General features: G+C 61.3%; 14 protein-coding genes. 13 read left to right on the top strand and 1 reads right to left on the bottom strand.

Features of this window, described 5'->3' with window-relative positions; genetic code table 11:
* Window positions 1–30: 30 nt before the first annotated feature.
* Window positions 31–2,355, bottom strand: coding sequence for an Ig-like domain-containing protein (locus tag PG898_RS11265; protein WP_041205355.1), 2,325 nt, complete (start codon window positions 2,353–2,355; stop codon window positions 31–33).
* A 1,037-nt stretch (window positions 2,356–3,392) separates the two neighbouring features.
* On the opposite strand from PG898_RS11265, the gene PG898_RS11260 reads away from it, so the two are divergent.
* The 13 genes from PG898_RS11260 (at window position 3,393) to PG898_RS11200 (ending at window position 17,176) form a co-directional block, all read left to right on the top strand.
* Window positions 3,393–3,818 (top strand): CopD family protein, encoded by a 426-nt coding sequence (locus PG898_RS11260; RefSeq protein ID WP_226172071.1) that lies wholly within the window; start codon window positions 3,393–3,395, stop codon window positions 3,816–3,818.
* A gap of 204 nt (window positions 3,819–4,022) precedes the next feature.
* Complete coding sequence (locus tag PG898_RS11255) at window positions 4,023–4,277, top strand: hypothetical protein (RefSeq protein ID WP_041206859.1); 255 nt, start codon at window positions 4,023–4,025, stop codon at window positions 4,275–4,277.
* 787 nt (window positions 4,278–5,064) lie between these two features.
* Entirely contained in the window at window positions 5,065–5,526 is a 462-nt protein-coding gene (locus PG898_RS11250; RefSeq protein ID WP_226172068.1) for a GNAT family N-acetyltransferase, read from the top strand.
* A 497-nt stretch (window positions 5,527–6,023) separates the two neighbouring features.
* A complete protein-coding gene (locus PG898_RS11245) occupies window positions 6,024–7,931 on the top strand; it encodes a PTS fructose transporter subunit IIABC (protein WP_226172066.1) in 1,908 nt (635 codons plus the stop codon).
* A 453-nt stretch (window positions 7,932–8,384) separates the two neighbouring features.
* Window positions 8,385–9,791 (top strand): hexose-6-phosphate:phosphate antiporter, encoded by a 1,407-nt coding sequence (gene uhpT, locus PG898_RS11240; protein ID WP_005328717.1) that lies wholly within the window; start codon window positions 8,385–8,387, stop codon window positions 9,789–9,791.
* Window positions 9,792–10,016: 225 nt separating this feature from the next.
* The gene (locus PG898_RS11235; protein WP_270824204.1) at window positions 10,017–10,322 is read left to right on the top strand and encodes a PTS fructose transporter subunit IIB; all 306 of its coding nucleotides are present in this window, start codon (window positions 10,017–10,019) and stop codon (window positions 10,320–10,322) included.
* The gene (locus PG898_RS11230) at window positions 10,323–11,090 is read left to right on the top strand and encodes a PTS sugar transporter subunit IIA (protein ID WP_270824205.1); all 768 of its coding nucleotides are present in this window, start codon (window positions 10,323–10,325) and stop codon (window positions 11,088–11,090) included. It abuts the gene before it with no gap.
* A gap of 96 nt (window positions 11,091–11,186) precedes the next feature.
* Entirely contained in the window at window positions 11,187–12,119 is a 933-nt protein-coding gene (locus PG898_RS11225) for a pseudouridine synthase (protein WP_270824206.1), read from the top strand.
* Entirely contained in the window at window positions 12,116–12,583 is a 468-nt protein-coding gene (locus PG898_RS11220; RefSeq protein ID WP_263685897.1) for an NUDIX hydrolase, read from the top strand. Before PG898_RS11225 ends, PG898_RS11220 begins: the two co-directional genes overlap by 4 nt.
* 157 nt (window positions 12,584–12,740) lie before the next feature.
* The gene (gene mnmA, locus PG898_RS11215) at window positions 12,741–13,847 is read left to right on the top strand and encodes a tRNA 2-thiouridine(34) synthase MnmA (RefSeq protein ID WP_270824207.1); all 1,107 of its coding nucleotides are present in this window, start codon (window positions 12,741–12,743) and stop codon (window positions 13,845–13,847) included.
* Window positions 13,848–13,870: 23 nt separating this feature from the next.
* Window positions 13,871–14,482, top strand: coding sequence for a high frequency lysogenization protein HflD (hflD, locus tag PG898_RS11210; protein WP_041205352.1), 612 nt, complete (start codon window positions 13,871–13,873; stop codon window positions 14,480–14,482).
* Between the two features lie 36 nt (window positions 14,483–14,518).
* Window positions 14,519–15,889 carry an adenylosuccinate lyase gene (purB, locus tag PG898_RS11205; RefSeq protein WP_005328706.1) on the top strand — a complete coding sequence of 457 codons (1,371 nt, stop codon included), beginning with the start codon at window positions 14,519–14,521 and terminating at the stop codon, window positions 15,887–15,889.
* Between the two features lie 156 nt (window positions 15,890–16,045).
* Window positions 16,046–17,176, top strand: a complete 1,131-nt coding sequence (locus PG898_RS11200) for a ribosomal protein uL16 3-hydroxylase (protein ID WP_042649666.1) — start codon at window positions 16,046–16,048, stop codon at window positions 17,174–17,176.
* Window positions 17,177–17,196: the final 20 nt, after the last annotated feature.

Here is a 17,196-nt window from a genome sequence, read left to right as displayed (position 1 = left end):
GCTGGCTTGTCTGGTCTATGCGCCGCAGGATCAGGGGGTCGGCTTGACCAGGGTATCGAGTCCGCTCACCACCAGGGTGCCTCTGCCTCGGGTCATCTTGTGGAAGTTGGTGCCTTGCTGGGATGGATTGTCTGTCCTGGCCAGCAGGGTGGCCCCGTTGTTGTAGTTCTGGATCTCGGTGGCGGTGAGTGGCCGATCAGACAGGATCAGCAGCAGAACACGGAACGTCTTCCGCGAGTTAACGGCGCTCGGCACCCTGGGTTTCTGGTCGGCCGGGATCAGGGCATAGGCATAGAGACTGGCGGGATCCGTCATCTCGGAGGCGTCCATCAACCCCATCAGGTAGAGCTCGATATCGGCGTAATTCGCACTCACATCGTTCAACTGCCCCTTGATCCCAAGCTCGTTTCCCCAGTGGCCAGGATAGCTGGTCGGCACCACCCAGTTTGCCCAGCGATGGGTCATCTCATGCAGGATGGGCCCGTAGGTGGAGGTCGACAGATACTGCTTCTTGTACAAGAAGGAAATGCCCTGCAGCTTGCCGTCCGAGTGAAACACCGCCGTGTTATCAAACATAGAGAGCCCGATACCAGAGACGTCGTTCTTGATGTGGGTGAACTCGCCGGTGGGCATACCCAGGGGCTTCGCCTCGTTGTTCATCAGCACGGTGATAAAGTCGAACTGGTCCTGAAACTGGCCATAGACCCGCCCGGTCAGATCTTTCAGCGCCGCCTGCCCCTCGGGGGAGTTGATGGAGGTCGCATTCCAGAATGCGAACGCCTCCGGGCTCAGTTGCAACGAGGCTATCTGGTTTTGCCGCGGTTCGATGACGATGGGGGCCTCAGGGGCCATCGGCATCACGGTGAGCTGCGCCGACGTGCTGGTGACACCGCCCAGATTGGCGGTAATGAGCGCCATCCCCTCGCTCAGACCGATCGCCTCCCCCCGGCTACCAGAGGCATTGCTGATGGGCGCGACGGCAGACGCATCGGAGGACCAGAAGGTGGCCTCGTCGTCCGTCACATCCTGGTTGCTGCCATCGGAGAGGGTGGCCATGGCCTGATACTGCACCTTGTCCCCCACCATCACGGAGGCATCCGGTGGCGTCACGTCCAGGCTGGTCACCACGGCGGATGATACCGTCACCGGGGCCGAATCGGTGAAGGCTGCACCGTCGAGCGTGCCATTCGCCATGATGGTGGCAGTTCCCACCGCCAGGCCGGTCACCAGCCCCTTGCTCCCCGCCTGGTTGCTGACGCTCGCAATCCCGGGTTGGTTGCTTTGCCACTGAATGAGGGGGTTGTCGGTGACATCGAACGAGGTCCCATCGGTGAGATAGGCCGTGGCGGCAACCTGTGTTTGCAGACCGACCGCAATGTCACCCCCCATCAATTGCACCTCGATCCCGATGACGGCGGCCGAGCTCACCCTGAGCGACTCGGTCGCCTCGAGAGAAACTCCGTTCACCATGCCGCTCACTCCTATGGTGACACTCCCCGGTGTCAGCCCGGTGACCAGCCCGGTCTCGCTGATACTCGCCACCGCCGGATCGCTGCTGCTCCAGGTCAAGGCGTCATGTCCGGTCACCTCGATGGGGTCACTGCCATCGGACAGGGCGGCAAATGCGTGCACCTGCGCGCTCAATCCCATGGGTAACGGATCCTCCGGCGTATGGATATCCAGCCCGGTGATCACGGCATCCGTCACCGCCAGCGGGACAGAAGCCTGGAAGGACGCGTCGTTGAGGGTGCCACTGGCCTCAATGTTCGGCTCCCCGACTGCTACCCCGGTGGCGACGCCCTTCTTGCCGGCGTCGTTGCTGACCAGGGCGCTGCCCTCGTCACTGCTGCGCCACTGCAGGCCTGCTGCGTTGGTCACGTCTCGCGACTGGCCGTCGGAGAAGGTGGCGATGGCCACGAAGGTCTGACTCAATCCCACCGGTACTCTGGCCATGGTCGGGGTCAGTTGCAGCTCGGTCACATAGGCATCGATCACCTCCACCCTGGCGGTGGCGCTGTGAGATTCACCATTGACAGTGCCCGTCGTGGTAATGGTGGCCGTGCCCGGGCCAACCCCGGTGGCGAGGCCCTGCTCATCCACGGTGACCACGGCGGTGTCGCTGCTGGTCCAGACGATGTCAGGATGACGGGTCACGTCCTGCACAGCACCATCATCCCAGGTCGCCTGCGCCTGGAACTGCTGCTCGACGCCGACGGGAAACCTGGCCTCCTTGGGACTTATCTGCAGCGAGGCGAGGGAGGAACCCTCCCCCGTTGAACCCTCATCGTCATCGCCGCCACACCCCAACAGCGCCAGGGCTGCCAATCCTGCTATCAAAAACTTGCCCAATGCCATTACCCATTTCTCCCTAAACCATTCCCTTGTCCGACTCGCCCAGAGTGAGCCGGGGCCGCCTGTCGCTACGGCTGTTTGAACCTGGCGGGGAGTAGAACAACGGGGCATTTTGCCGTCCACCGAAAGCCACGGCGAAGACAGGCTGGGTTAAGAAAACCGCGATGAAACCAGGCAATCCGCCCCTGGTCCATCGCCGCCCCCGGCGTACGCCAATGAATGAGGCCCTTTCGGGCCCCTGTCATTGCCAATCAGGACTCATGGCGCCGGGCGCAGGCTGAGTGTCATACCAAGGCTCATGCGATCCCCTCGGCCGAGCAGGCGCAAGCCGGGGTGACCGGCCAGGTGGTGGGCATTGGCTGCGTGACTCCGGGGTTCCAGACAGACAAAGCCTCTGACCTCATCGGGCATGTGAATAGGTGACATCTGCCATCCCATGAGAACACAGGGCCAGACAGAGATGGCGACATCAGCCATCCGTTTCTACGAATCCAGAAGCCTGCTCAGCAAGGTGAGCGATATCGAGGCACGGGAGGCTCGACTGCGTCAGAACAAGCTGCCGTTGCAGGCCTGCTCCCGCCGGAGGAGCCCAACCCCGACGAGATGTCGTGCGAGGAGAACGCCGCCCGGGTATTGGCCAGCATGGGCATACTGTCCCCAGGGCAGCCCTGAGCCCGGCACGATCGGCTTGGCGCGCTTGCCCTCCTCTGCTGCCCCGCCAGCCCCCCGTCCCTTGTCACAAAGAGGATTGCACTTGCCATCGATAAGGCATCCCGGTGCAGACGCCGTCCGCGCCCCTCGCAACCAAGGGCCCTTGTCTCGGGGAATTTATTGATCTTGAACAGGATTTATCCAGTATGGCGTTTTGCAAAATCATGCCATTGGTTAACATGTTTACCTCATCGCCAGCCATGGCGAGGGAATGTCCATGGGGGGCGCCACGGCTCGAAGAGTGCCGCAGGGTCACCATATGTTCGGTATCAATGGCTCGATTTATTGGCACTAGATAGCTGAGGTAGACGATGTACGGATTGGCACTGTTGTTACATATACTGGCGGCCACCATCTGGACGGGGGGACACATAGTGCTGTCGGTGGTCGTACTGCCAAAGGTATTGAGAGAACGCTCACCCGCCAGGTTGCTGGAGTTTGAGTCGGTTTACGAAAAGATCGGCATGCCGGCACTGATCATCCAGGTGATAACGGGCCTGTTTCTGGCCTATCGAATGCTGCCGGATGTCAGCCAGTGGCTGGACTTTTCCAATCCCCTCTCCCACCCGATCCTGTTGAAACTGTCGCTGCTGACCTTGACGCTCTGCTTCGCCATGAGTGCACGGTTTAGAGTCATCCCCCATCTGTCCGAGAAAAACCTCACCACCATGGCCTGGCATATCATCCCGGTGACGATTATCTCCATCCTGTTTGTCATCACCGGCGTGTCGTTCAGAACCGGGTGGTTCTATTGATGCTTGGGAATGAGCAGGACTAAAATATCCATTCCCCGGTATAGCATCCCGGCTTTAACTCCCCCAATACTGCCGGGTGGGCCGAATCGTTGAACCCGACGCCACCCAAGTCGGTTAGGCCGTGACACAGCCCCTGAACGGGGAGTTGAGAGCCAAGTGGAAAAGATTATGATGGGCGCCCCCCACCTCGAGAGCGACGCCAGTATGACAACCTTGAGCGAACCGTGCGAAATCCATCGTTGCGACCGCTGCGGCGAGCGCACCCGCCATATAGTGGTGCTGGTCCCTCGCGACCACAGCCAGGACGTGATGCCCAAAGAGCCGCGCAAGGCCTTCTGGCAAGCCTTTCGCGCAAGCACGATCACTAACTGGGCATTTGGCTCGACCCTGGCCTACCAGACCACCCATGTAAAGCACTTGATCTGCGAACGCTGCGGCGAGACCTTTCTCGAGTATTGAGCCCTGTTCCTAGCGCCATGTCACAAAGTGGCTGGCGCCTCTGCGGTAACTCAAGTCAGCCCCGCCAATTCCGCGCTGGCCGCCCCCCTGAACAAGCCATTTGTTGATCCCGAGCCGGTTTTTATCGGCTCCCTGTGTTACTACCGCACCGCTTTGATTAAGATGTTCCACTTGGCTACCAATGCCTTTGTGGAGTCGCATCCATGACACAGATCTATCACGCCATTTCAGGTCAATCGCAGATGAAAAGCAGCAAGTTGGAGGCTGAGATCCAGGGGCGGTAGCTTAGTCTGATGAAAAGGTGAAGGTCTTGAATATGTCTTCGCGAAAGTCCGATTACGCTGCGCTAATCGAACCTACAGTTCTAATCGGAGCGACACTTAACCGAGTGTATTAGAATCAGCATTCCGATTTTTCCAAGAAACTGACAGTATTGACTGGTTAGATTTAAACGTCCTTTCAAACAACATTCCCGCAAAGAGCTTGTATTTGAGGTGTGGCTTCAAAACCATAGGTTAAGCATCTGATTTTTATCGCATTGATGGATAATCAGTGTCAGAAACCACGATGACTCTCTGCACAAAAAAACATGTATAAGGAATGATTTTAGAGATGTACAGATCTAGTTATCGCCTGACACCGGCCTCAAACTGCATAACAAAACGGTACCCCTACCGTGTTATCTGGAGTCACCGTATGACCACTCCCTTTTGTGGGCAATTGTCAGGTGAATACCATCTCCATACAGAGCCTGAACTTTTATATACATGAGATAGGTGATTATAAGATGCAGATAAGAACAGCCTGCAGACATGAACTGGATATCATCTATCTTATGGGCTTCGATGTTTGGGGTGAGGGTCTGTCCCGAGATGAATTTCTTGCTGGTTGTCAAAACAGCAAGAAATACCAGTCCGGTGTTTGGTATGTATTGGTTGTCGATGAAAAGCCGGTCTCTTCCCTTATCGTCTATAGCGACCTATTTGGCCTCGGCCAGGGTTGTTTTGGTATCGGCTCCCTGGCAACGGATCCCGCGATGAGAGGAAAGGGGTTTGGCTCCCAGCTGCTGTGCGGCGTGACAGAAATGCTCCTGAACGCTCCAAATACTGTCGCTACTTTTCTGCATGCGGATATCGGCCATCACTACTACGAGAGGCTGGGATATAGGCGCATTCCGGGGGGGGAGGATTGCATGTATTTCTCTCTTGGGCTGTCACGCTATGTCGGTGAACCGCCGACCTACTTTTAATCCACCTCCAGCCACCATCCATAATGGCTGCCACCCGATGGCTAACGACTTTTCTCCACCTTTCCCCTCGCTTGCTTCTCCTCTCAACCTCCCCATGACCGCCATTTACGTGCGTTGGCTCACATCTAGAAGCCTCTTCGTACCTCACAAATTTACAGGAATGCAGCTCCCCTCGCTCAGGTGAGGACTAGCTCAATGGATGAAAAATATCGGTAAGAACACCTTCAACCAATTGATTTTTAACTACAAGAATTCATTACTCGATTCAGTTCAGACCTATTTAATCAGCTGGTCTGCTGTGAGATCGGGGTCACACTCAAGTCTATAGCGCACAAAAATCCAGTATTTCGCAGTTTTGTCCCATAGGGGGAATGGCGTGCCCCCACCATACTAGGAGGGTCAAATTTGTCTGCATGTCCCGGGGTAGAACCTATCGTGGTCAACTAAACCCGGGAAGCGATGCCAACAGGCTCCATCAAGGGAGCAGGGAGAACGCCATGATCACCACCCTTATCAACGAGCAACTGATCGCGCTCGATTTAAAGGCCACGCGCAAGGAGGAGGTCTTCACCGAAATGACCCGTCTGCTCGCGGCGCAAGGCAAGGTCAGCGACGAGCAGCAGTTCATCAAGGACCTGTGGGCCCGGGAAGAGCTGGACAACACCGGCTTTGAAGAGGGCGTTGCCCTGCCCCACGCCAAGAGTGCGGCAGTGAGCACCCCGGCGGTGGCCATCGGCATCAGCCGTGCCGGCATCGACTACGGCGCCGAGGATGGCAAGCCCTCCCGGCTGTTCTTCATGATTGCCTCCCCGGCGGGTGGTGCCAACCACCATATCGAGGTGCTGGCCGAGCTCTCCGCCAAGCTGATCGAAGAGGGCTTTATCGATGCCCTGCTGGCAGCCAAGAGCCCGGCCGAGGCGCTGGCCCTACTGCTCGAGAAGAAAGAACCGCAAGTGGCCACCCCGGCCGCCGACAAGGGGCTGATCATCGGCGTCACCGGCTGCCCGGCCGGTATCGCCCACACCTATCTGGCGGCAGAATCCCTGGAGCGCGCCGCCAAGGAGCTGGGCTTTGAGGTGAAGGTGGAGACCAACGGCTCCATCGGTGTCAAGAACAGCCCGACGGCGGCCGAGATCGCCCGCGCCAGCGCCATCGTGGTGGCCTGTGACAAGCAGGTGGACATGGCCCGCTTCAACGGCAAGCCGCTCATCAAGACCGGCGTGAAGGCCCCCATCAAGGATGGCAAGGGGCTGATTGAGCAGGCGCTGAAGGCCCCCGCCTACGTGGCGGACAAGGATGAGCGCAAGAGCGAGGAGAAGAGCTCAGGCGGCAGCTCGGATCTTTACCGTTATCTGATGAACGGCGTCTCCCACATGATCCCGTTTGTGGTCACCGGGGGTCTGCTGATCGCCCTGGCACTGGCCATCGGCGGTGATCCTACCCCAAGCGGTATGCAGATCCCGGCAGGGAGCATGTGGAACCAGATCCTCAACGTGGGTGTCGCCGCCTTCACCCTGATGATCCCCATTCTGGCGGGCTACATCGCCTACGCCATCGGTGATCGTCCGGCACTGGCACCGGGCTTTATCGGCGGCTGGATCGCCAACAACGGCAGCTTCTACGGCGCCGACGCCGGTACCGGCTTTATCGGTGCCATCATCGCAGGCCTGTTGGTCGGTTATCTGGTGCGCTGGATTGCGACCCGCCACTACCACAAGATGGTACAGCCGCTGGTGCCGATCCTGATCGCCCCCATCGTCGGTTCCCTGTTTATCGCTGCGGTCTTCATCTTCATCATCGGCGCCCCCATTGCCGACATGATGACGGGTCTGAACGCCATGCTGCTCTCCATGAGCGGTGGCAGCCTGGTGCTGTTGGGGATCGTGCTGGGGGGCATGGCCGGCTTTGACATGGGCGGCCCGGTCAACAAGGTGGCCTTCCTGTTCTCGGTGGGCATGATCGCCTCCGGCCAGACCCAGTTCATGGGTGCCATGGCCTGCGCCATTCCGGCCGCCCCCCTTGGCATGTCGCTGGCTACCGTGCTCGGTCGCAAGCTCGGCATCTTCGACGCCACCGAAATCGAAGCGGGCAAGGCTGCCGGCGCCATGGGTCTGGTGGGGATCTCCGAGGGGGCGATTCCGTTCGCCGCCCGGGATCCGCTGGCGGTCATCCCCGCCAACGTGCTGGGCAGCATGACCGCCGCCGTGATGGCCTTCCTGTTTGGCATCACCAACAGCGTCGCCCACGGTGGCCCCATCGTGGCCCTGCTGGGTGCGGTCAACAAGCCGCTGCTGGCCCTGCTCTGCATGATCTGCGGCGCCATCGTTACCGGCGTGGTGGCGGTTGCCCTGAAAAAACTGCGGGTGAAGAAAACCGACCAGGTGGCGCTGGCCAAGGCAGCCTGACCCTTGTTTACCCCACGTACTTGAGATGACAGCAGGCCACCCCCGGGTGGCCTGCTTGTTTGTGCGCGTCCCCTTGCCACCGGTTTGCGAGCCTGATGGCTCCCCCCCCTGCGGCGCCGCGCCACCCCGGGCGCGTGAGCAGACTCTGTGATCCCCTTCACGCTTCAGGGCCACAAGCCGCCAAACTAGGAAATTTTCCTACGTGTCCTAGGGATGGCTCTCACGCCATCTACATCCCGCCTCTTTACAGTCGACCTACCTGATGTAGTTACCCGACCCCAGCGCAGGTGCCAGGGCCGGGCATGGGTTCAATCGACAGGGGAGCGCTCTGCAGTTCGCCCTCTTCCTGTCGCCCTTCCCGTGGCGTGACCTCCCATAACAGATTGAACGAGTTCAATACACAAATGAGGAGCGCGGCGGGAATAGCGTCTATCTCGCAGAGGATGAACGAAGATGTTTAAACTGCTCGAACAGGTCCGGATCCCCACTCTGGACCTGCCGGTCGAAGCCCGGCGCAAGCTCTGGTTCAAGCCATTCATGCAATCTTATCTGGTTGTATTTATTGGCTATCTGACCATGTATCTGATCCGCAAGAACTTCAACATCGCCCAGAACGACATGATCCAGGAGTACGGTCTCTCCATGACCGAGCTCGGCATGATAGGCCTTGGCTTCTCCATCACCTACGGGGTGGGCAAGACGGTCGTCTCCTACTATGCCGACGGCAAGAACACCAAGCAGTTCCTGCCGCTGATGCTGATCCTCTCCGCCCTCTGCATGCTGGGCTTCAGTGCCAGCATGGGGGGCACGGGGTTCAGCCTCTACTTCATGATCTTCTTCTATGCCCTGAGCGGCTTCTTCCAGAGCTGTGGTGGCTCCTGCAGCTACTCCACCATCACCAAGTGGACCCCCCGCAACAAGCGCGGCACCTACCTCGGCATGTGGAACCTCTCCCACAACGTGGGCGGCGCCGGGGCGGCCGGTGTGGCGCTGTTCGGTGCCAACTACCTGTTCGATGGCAACGTGCTCGGCATGTTCATTTTCCCCTCCATCATTGCGCTCATTGTCGGCTTTATCGGCCTGCGTTTTGGCAGCGACTCGCCGGAGGCCTATGGTCTGGGCAAGGTGGAAGAGCTGTTTGACGAAGTCGCCAGCGAAGAGGACATCGCCACCGAAGAGCAGAAACTGACCAAGTGGCAGATCTTCGTGAAGTACGTGCTGATGAACAAGGTGATCTGGCTGCTCTGCTTTGCCAACATCTTCCTCTACGTAGTGCGCATCGGCATCGACCAGTGGTCCACCGTCTACGCCCACCAGGAGCTCGGCTTCTCCAAGGAAGTCGCCATCCAGGGCTTTACCTTCTTCGAAGTGGGCGCCCTGGTCGGCACCCTGATGTGGGGCTACCTCTCGGATCTGGCAAACGGTCGCCGTGGTCTGGTGGCCTGCGTGGCACTGGCGCTCATCATCGCCACCCTGGGGCTCTACCAGCATGCCACCACCCAGTTCATGTTCCTGGGCTCCCTGTTCCTGCTGGGCTTCCTGGTGTTCGGTCCGCAATTGCTGATCGGCGTGGCCGCCGTGGGGTTCGTGCCCAAGCAGGGCATTAGCGTGGCCGATGGCGTCAAGGGCACCTTTGCCTACCTCATTGGTGACAGCTTCGCCAAGCTGGGTCTGGGCATGATAGCCGACGGCACCCCCATCTTCGGCCTGACCGGCTGGACCGGCACCTTCGCGGCGCTGGACATGGCCGCCGCCGCCTGTCTGGTGCTGATGGCCTGCGTGGCCGTGGCCGAGGAGCGCAAGATACGCCGCATCAAACGGGAACTGCGCGCCGCCGAGCTGGCTACCCAGTCCGCCTGATGGCCGCCATCCGCGTTATCTCCTGATATGTATACGGCTCGCCCTCTGGCGGGCCGTTTTTTTATCCAAGGCGTCAAGCGCCTGTCAATGACCCTCTCTCTGCTCATCCCTTGCGCAGCCAAGGCCTGCGGGCGCGGCCAAGATCTCACTTTCACCCCTCACCTTTGGCAAACCCCAGCGCTTGGCGCTATCTTGTTGCCCCACCTCAATCTGCTTCGAGAGCCCATGAAGATCCTCGCCGTCACCGCCTGCCCCACCGGCATCGCCCACACCTACATGGCCGCCGAGGCGCTGCAAAAAGCTGCCGACAAGCTGGGACTGAAGATCAAGGTCGAGACCCAGGGCGCCATGGGGCTGGAGAACGTGCTGACCGCCAGGGACATCGCCAGCACGGATCTGGTGCTCATTGCCTCCGACATCGAAATAGAGCAGAAGGAGCGCTTCCTCGGCTGCAATGTGCGCCAGGTATCTCTGGAGTCCGTGCTGCTGGACGCCGCCGCCGTGCTCAAAGCCAGCACCCCCGACGCCTGAATGCTCACCCGCGAGCTCACCTTCTGCTGCCACCTGGGCTTGACCATCACCCAGGCCAAGCAGCTCTGTCGACTGGCCGGGCTGTTCAAGTCCCAGATCCTCTTCATCAACATCAGCCGTCGCCAGCGGGCGGAGGCGACCAGTCAGCTCGCCCTGCTCACCCTGGCCACCCGGCCCGGGGATCTCTGCCAGTTGCTGATCGAAGGGCTGGATGCGGAGCTGGCCCACATGGCCTTCACCTGCTGGTGCGTGGAGCTGGGCCAGCCGCTGGGGCGCCCCGCCACCTCGGCCCGGGCCGAGCAACGTCTGGCCGCCGCCCTGCCCGACTACGGTTTTTCCCTCGCCCAGCTCGGCCACAGCTCGGCGCCCCTCGACAAGGCGCTGGCGTTGCAGGTGCTGGTGGATCTGCTGCCAGCGGAGCGGGTGCGCGACAGATCCTCGCTGGAGCAAGCCATAGCAGATCGGGAGCGGCTCGCCGCCACCATCATCAGGCCGGGCCTCGCCATGCCCCATGTGATCTGCCCCGCCATCGCCAGGCCAAGCCTCTCGCTGCTTAGCTGCGATGATCCCCTCCCCTGGGGATCGGCGCTCGGGCCTGTGCAGACCATCATATTGCTGACCATTCCGGCCGGGCTCGCCCCCGAGCAGCTGCGCCCCCTCACCCGGCTGGCTCGCGCCCTGATGGACGAGGTGGTCAGCACGGCGCTCTTACACGCAAGCTCGGCCCCCGCCCGCCAGGCCATCGTCATCGACAGCCTGCTCGGCTGAGAGGCGCCGGGCTGCCCGGGTGCGCGCATCCCCGATGCCCCATGGCGAGCGCCTCCGTGATACACTCCGGCATCCCCTGTTTTTGGTATGCACGCGATGAAACCTGCCCGTCCCCGCCTCTCCCTTTCCGGCCGCACCAGTGCCGCTGGCCGCCCCGCACAGGATGAGGCCCACAAGCCCGGCCTCGCACGCTCACGGGCCGGCACCCGGCAGGCGGGCGACGCCAGAGTGGCGGGGCAAAAACCGGAGGTGGCACCGGCAGATCGCAGACTCTTGCTGCTGAACAAGCCCTACATGGTGCTGTGCCAGTTCACCGACGAGGCGGGGCGCGAGACCCTCAAGGACTACATCCGGGAGCCCGGCATCTATGCTGCAGGCCGGCTGGATCGTGACAGCGAGGGGCTCTTGCTGCTCACCAACGACGGCAAGCTGCAGGCGCGCCTCACCCAGCCGGGGGAGAAGACCCCCAAGACCTACTGGGTACAGGTGGAGGGCATTCCAAGCGAGGAGAAGCTGGCGAGTCTGCGCGCCGGGGTGGAACTCAACGACGGCATGACGCTGCCCGCCGGGGCGCGGATCATGGCTGAGCCCGATGTGTGGCCGCGCAATCCGCCCATACGGATGCGCAAGGAGATCCCTACCAGCTGGCTGGAGATCAAAATCATCGAGGGGCGCAACCGTCAGGTGCGGCGCATGACGGCCCATATCGGCCACCCCACCTTGCGCCTCATTCGCTACGCCATTGGCGACTGGACGCTCGATGGGCTCGCCCCCGGCGAGAGCCAAAGCCTGCCCGCCCCCAAGCTGGCACAGGCCAGGCGCCAGCCGTTATCACACCGAACCAGTGGCAACGCAGCCAAACCGGCAAGCGAGGCGCCGAGCCTGGGGAACCAGCCCCAGCAAAACCATAAGCCGCGCGGTACGGGCAAGCCCGAATCACCCACGGCGGGGGAGAACAAGCCCCGCAGCAGCGGCCGGGGCACGGCCCGCAGACCCGCCCGTCACCCCAGCGACAAGGAGTCATCATGATCGAACACCCGCCCCTGCCCGCCCGTTTGACGGTGGCCGCCCTGGTGCACTGGCAGGGCCGCTTCTTGCTGGTGGAAGAGGAGATCAAGGGGCAGCGCCGCTTCAACCAGCCCGCCGGCCACGTGGAGCCGGGGGAAAACCTGATTGAGGCGGCCTGCCGCGAGCTGAAAGAGGAGACGGGGCTGACCGCAACCCCCAGCGCCTGGCTCGGGGTCTATCTGTTCAAACCGGCGGACAGCGAGGCTACCTTCGTGCGCACCGCCGTCATCTTCGACCTTGAAAAGGCGCCGGGTCAGCACCATCCAGAGGATCCCGACGGCGATGTGCTGGCCTGCCACTGGCTCACCCTGGAAGAGATAGCCGAGTGCAAGCCCGCCCTGCGCAGCCCCCTAGTGTGGCAGTGTATCCAGGACTACCTGGCCGGCACCCGCCTGCCGCTGTCGGCCCTAAAAGCCTTTATATGAGGCCAATTGAAGCCGTTTTTTGCCCATCTTGGCAAACAACGGAAAAACGATTTCCCACCGCCAGGCTCCCGAGGGGAACGACGGCAGGGAGATGTGACCGGGGGCGCAAAACTCTGGTAGAATACGCCCCGTTTAAACGAACTGGTAACTTCGACTAATGACAGACAACAGCCAAATCAAGGTGATCGTCGGCATGTCCGGCGGCGTGGATTCTTCCGTCTCGGCCTACCTGCTCCAGCAGCAGGGTTATCAGGTCGAAGGCTTGTTCATGAAGAACTGGGAAGAAGACGACACGGACGAGTATTGCTCCGCCTCCCAGGATTTGGCTGATGCCAAGGCCGTCTGCGACAAGCTGGGCATGAAGCTGCATACCATCAACTTCGCCGCCGAGTACTGGGACAACGTGTTCGAGCACTTCCTGGAAGAGTACAAGGCAGGGCGCACGCCGAACCCGGATATCCTGTGCAACAAGGAGATCAAGTTCAAGGCGTTCCTCGAATTTGCCGCCGAAGAGCTGGGTGCCACCTACATCGCCACCGGCCACTACGTGCGCCGTGACGACAGCACGGGCCGCCCGCGCCTGCTGCGCGGTCTGGACACCAACAAGGATCAGAGCTACTTCCTCTACACCCTGAGCGAAGCCCAGGTGGGTCAGAGCCTGTTCCCGGTCGGGGATCTGGAGAAGCCGGAGGTGCGCCGCATCGCCGAGCAGCTCGACCTCATCACCGCCAAGAAGAAGGACTCCACCGGTATCTGCTTCATCGGCGAGCGCAAGTTCAAGGACTTCCTGGCCAAGTTCCTGTCCGCCCAGCCCGGCCCCATCGAAACCGTGGATGGCAAGGTGATCGGCGAGCACCAGGGGCTGATGTATCACACCCTGGGCCAGCGCAAGGGACTCGGCATCGGCGGCATGAAGGATGCGACCGAAGAGGCCTGGTACGTGGTGGACAAAGAGGTGGAGCGCAACACCCTGGTGGTGGCGCAAGGGGAGCATCCCCGCCTCTACTCCGATGGCCTGATCGCGAGCCAGCTGCACTGGGTGGATCGCACCCCGATCCGGGCGCCGCTACGCTGCACCGTCAAGACCCGCTACCGCCAGCAGGACATCCCCTGCCTCATCCAGCCAATCGACGATGAGACCATACGCGTCATCTTCGACGAGAAACAGGCTGCGGTGACCCCGGGCCAGTCCGCCGTCTTCTATGAAGGGGAAGTGTGCCTGGGCGGCGGCATCATAGAACAACGTTTCAGCCATCCGGTTTGAATCCTTAACAGAAGGCAGCAGACGTGAGCGACAAATTCCAAGACAGAACAATGGCTTTCGCCGGCATCTGCCAGGCGGCCTATCTGGTGCAGAAAGTGGCCCGTGACGGCAACTGCGACGAGGCCTCCCTGCGCGAGAGCCTGCAAAGCGTGCTGGTGACCAATCCCAAGCAGCCGCTGGAAGTGTTCGGCAGCCACCTCGCCATCCGCGACGGTTACCGCGCCCTGGTGGAGCAGCTGGGGGCCGACGGCAGCCAGAAGAACGCCGAGCTGACCCGCTACGTGGTGAGCCTGATTGCGCTGGAGCGCAAGCTGGCCAAGCGCAAGGACATTCTCAACATGCTGGGGGAGCGGATCGGACAGATCGGCCGCCAGCAACAGCATTTCGATCTGCTCGACGAGCAGATCCTGGCCAACATGGCGAGCATCTACAGCGATCTCATCAGCCCCATAGGGCCGCGCATCCAGGTGGCGGGCACCCCGCTGTTCCTGCAGCAGCCCCTGGTGCAGCACAAGGTGCGCGCCCTGCTGCTGGCCGGCATCCGCGCCGCCGTGCTGTGGCGCCAGCTTGGCGGCAGCCGTACCCAGATCATCTTCGCTCGCAAGAAGATGGTGGAACTGGCCAAACGTTTTTGAGTTTCTAACCCCCCACACACATCAGGAGTTCACCCCATGGAGCTGTCCGCGCTGACTGCTGTTTCCCCGATTGACGGTCGTTATGGCGACAAGGCCGATGCCCTGCGTCCCATCTTCTCCGAATTCGGTCTGCTGCGTTTTCGCGTCGAAGTCGAGGTGCGCTGGTTGCAAAAACTGGCCAGCCACGCCGGGATCCCGGAAGTCCCTGCCCTGAGTGCGGCCGCCAATGCCGTGCTGGACGGCATAGTCCTGAACTTCAACGAAGCGGACGCCGCGCGCATCAAGCAGATCGAGCGCACCACCAACCATGATGTGAAAGCGGTGGAGTACTTCCTGAAAGAGAAAGTGGAAGTGAACCCCGAGCTCGCCGCCGTCAGCGAGTTCATCCACTTCGCCTGCACCTCGGAAGACATCAACAACAACTCCCACGGCCTGATGCTGAAAACCGCCCGCGACGAGGTCATCAAGCCTTATTGCGAGAAGCTGATTTCCGAGCTCAAGCGCCTGGCCCATGAGTACCGCGACATGCCGCTGCTGTCACGCACCCACGGCCAGCCGGCGACCCCGAGTACCATGGGCAAGGAGATGGCCAACGTCGCCTATCGCCTGGAGCGCCAGTACAAACAGATCATGGCGGTGGAGATCCTCGGCAAGATCAACGGCGCCGTGGGCAACTACAACGCCCACGTGAGCGCTTACCCTGAAGTGGACTGGCACCAGTTCTCCGAGGAGTTCGTCACTTCGCTGGGCCTTTCCTGGAACCCCTACACCACCCAGATCGAACCCCACGACTACATCGCCGAGCTGTTCGACGCCATGGCCCGCTTCAACACCATCCTGATCGACTTCGACCGCGACGTGTGGGGCTACATCTCCCTGGGTCACTTCAAGCAGCGCACCGTGGCCGGTGAAATCGGCTCCTCCACCATGCCGCACAAGGTCAACCCCATCGACTTCGAGAACTCCGAAGGCAATCTGGGTCTGGCCAACGCCGTGTTCCAGCACCTGGCGAGCAAGCTGCCCATCTCCCGCTGGCAGCGTGATCTGACCGACTCGACCGTGCTGCGCAACCTGGGTGTGGCCGTGGGTTACTCCCTGATTGCCTATCAGGCGACCCTCAAGGGCATCTCCAAGCTGGAGGCGAACGCGGACGCCATGGCCGCCGATCTGGACGCCAACTGGGAAGTGCTGGCCGAGCCCATCCAGACCGTGATGCGCCGCTACGGCATCGAGAAGCCCTACGAGAAGCTCAAAGAGCTGACCCGTGGCCGCCGCGTGGATGCCGAAGGGATGCGTACCTTTATCGACACTCTGGAACTGCCCGAGGCCGTCAAGGTCGAACTGAAGAAGCTGACCCCGGCCAACTACCTCGGTCAGGCCCAGCGTCTGGTCGATCTGCTGAAGTAAGCCGGCAGGATGAATGCGGGGCCCTGGGCACGACAGCCACAGGGCCCCTGTTATTTTTGACCGCCACCTGTTTTGCCATAGAGGCCTTGCCCAAGGCCGGCGCCCCCCTTGGGCAAGACCTCTCTAACTTTGTCTGACCTTTTGACGAGAAGACCTATGTACGAACTCAATCTGGATATTGCCCACTTCCTCGAGCATTACTGGCAGAAACGCCCGCTCCTCATCAAGGGCGGCTTCACCGACTTTCAGGATCCCATCAGCCCGGACGAGCTGGCGGGCCTGGCCATGGAGGACGTCATCGAATCCCGCCTGGTGACCCGCTTCGACGGCAAATGGGAAGCCGCTCACGGCCCCTTCGAGTCTTACGATCACCTGGGGGAAGAGAACTGGACCGTGCTGGTGCAGGCCTGCAACCACTGGGCCCCCGAGGTGCACGAGCTGGCGTTGCCGTTCCAGTTCATCCCCGGCTGGCGCTTTGACGATGTGATGGTGAGCTTCTCCACCCCCCATGGCGGGGTCGGCCCCCACATCGACAACTACGACGTCTTCATCACCCAGGGCCAGGGCAAGCGTCACTGGCGTGTCGGCGATGCCAAGCCCTTGAACGAATTTGCCGCCCACGCCGCCCTGCTGCACTGCGAGCCGTTCGAGGCGATCATCGACGCCATCATGGAGCCGGGCGACATCCTCTACATCCCGCCCGGATTCCCCCACGAGGGCTACGCCATCGAGCCTTCCCTGAACTTCTCCGTGGGCTTCCGGGCACCGGACGCCAAGGCGCTTATCTCTTCGTTTGCCGATCACCTGATCGACAACGACCTGCGCACCGAGCGTTACGGCGACCCGGACCTCAAGCCACGCGTTCGTCACGGCGAGATCCAACCCTTTGAGCTGCATCGCCTGCGGGAGCTGATGCAGCAGGCCCTCGATGACGAGACCCTGTTCAAGGAGTGGTTCGGCACCATGATTTCCGAGGCCAAGCACGACCTGGACGTGAGCCCCATGGAGCCAGACTACAGCGCCGAAGAGATTGCCGATCTGCTGACCCAGGGCGAGCCCGCCATCAAGGTGCCGGGCCTGCGCTCGGTCTGGTTCAGCGGCGAGAGCCGTACCTGCTACATCGACGGCGAAGCCTGGACCCTGCCAAGCGAGGATGCGGCCGCCATTTCGCTCTTGTGCGACAAGGACATCATCACCCAGGCCGACATGGTGGACCTCGCCGATCAGGCCGGCTTCCTGCAACTGCTGACCCGTCTGGTCAACCGCGGTTACTGGTTCTTCGGCTAAGCCTGTGCAACAGGCGCGTC

Origin of the sequence: Aeromonas sp. QDB31 (genome assembly GCF_027707605.1) — a bacterium.
Classification (GTDB): Bacteria; Pseudomonadota; Gammaproteobacteria; order Enterobacterales; family Aeromonadaceae; genus Aeromonas; species Aeromonas media.
This window is presented reverse-complemented; position numbering and strand designations above follow the sequence as displayed.

Excerpts from the sequence above, each read along its gene's own strand:
- PG898_RS11225 (WP_270824206.1), top strand. The coding sequence starts at position 11,187 with ATGAAACCTGCCCGTCCCCGCCTCTCCCTTTCCGGCCGCACCAGTGCC.
- PG898_RS11245 (WP_226172066.1), top strand. The coding sequence starts at position 6,024 with ATGATCACCACCCTTATCAACGAGCAACTGATCGCGCTCGATTTAAAG.
- PG898_RS11220 (WP_263685897.1), top strand. The coding sequence starts at position 12,116 with ATGATCGAACACCCGCCCCTGCCCGCCCGTTTGACGGTGGCCGCCCTG.
- PG898_RS11265 (WP_041205355.1), bottom strand. The coding sequence starts at position 2,355 with ATGGCATTGGGCAAGTTTTTGATAGCAGGATTGGCAGCCCTGGCGCTG.
- PG898_RS11250 (WP_226172068.1), top strand. The coding sequence starts at position 5,065 with ATGCAGATAAGAACAGCCTGCAGACATGAACTGGATATCATCTATCTT.
- PG898_RS11255 (WP_041206859.1), top strand. The coding sequence starts at position 4,023 with ATGACAACCTTGAGCGAACCGTGCGAAATCCATCGTTGCGACCGCTGC.
- mnmA (WP_270824207.1), top strand. The coding sequence starts at position 12,741 with ATGACAGACAACAGCCAAATCAAGGTGATCGTCGGCATGTCCGGCGGC.
- PG898_RS11235 (WP_270824204.1), top strand. The coding sequence starts at position 10,017 with ATGAAGATCCTCGCCGTCACCGCCTGCCCCACCGGCATCGCCCACACC.
- purB (WP_005328706.1), top strand. The coding sequence starts at position 14,519 with ATGGAGCTGTCCGCGCTGACTGCTGTTTCCCCGATTGACGGTCGTTAT.
- PG898_RS11200 (WP_042649666.1), top strand. The coding sequence starts at position 16,046 with ATGTACGAACTCAATCTGGATATTGCCCACTTCCTCGAGCATTACTGG.
- uhpT (WP_005328717.1), top strand. The coding sequence starts at position 8,385 with ATGTTTAAACTGCTCGAACAGGTCCGGATCCCCACTCTGGACCTGCCG.
- PG898_RS11230 (WP_270824205.1), top strand. The coding sequence starts at position 10,323 with ATGCTCACCCGCGAGCTCACCTTCTGCTGCCACCTGGGCTTGACCATC.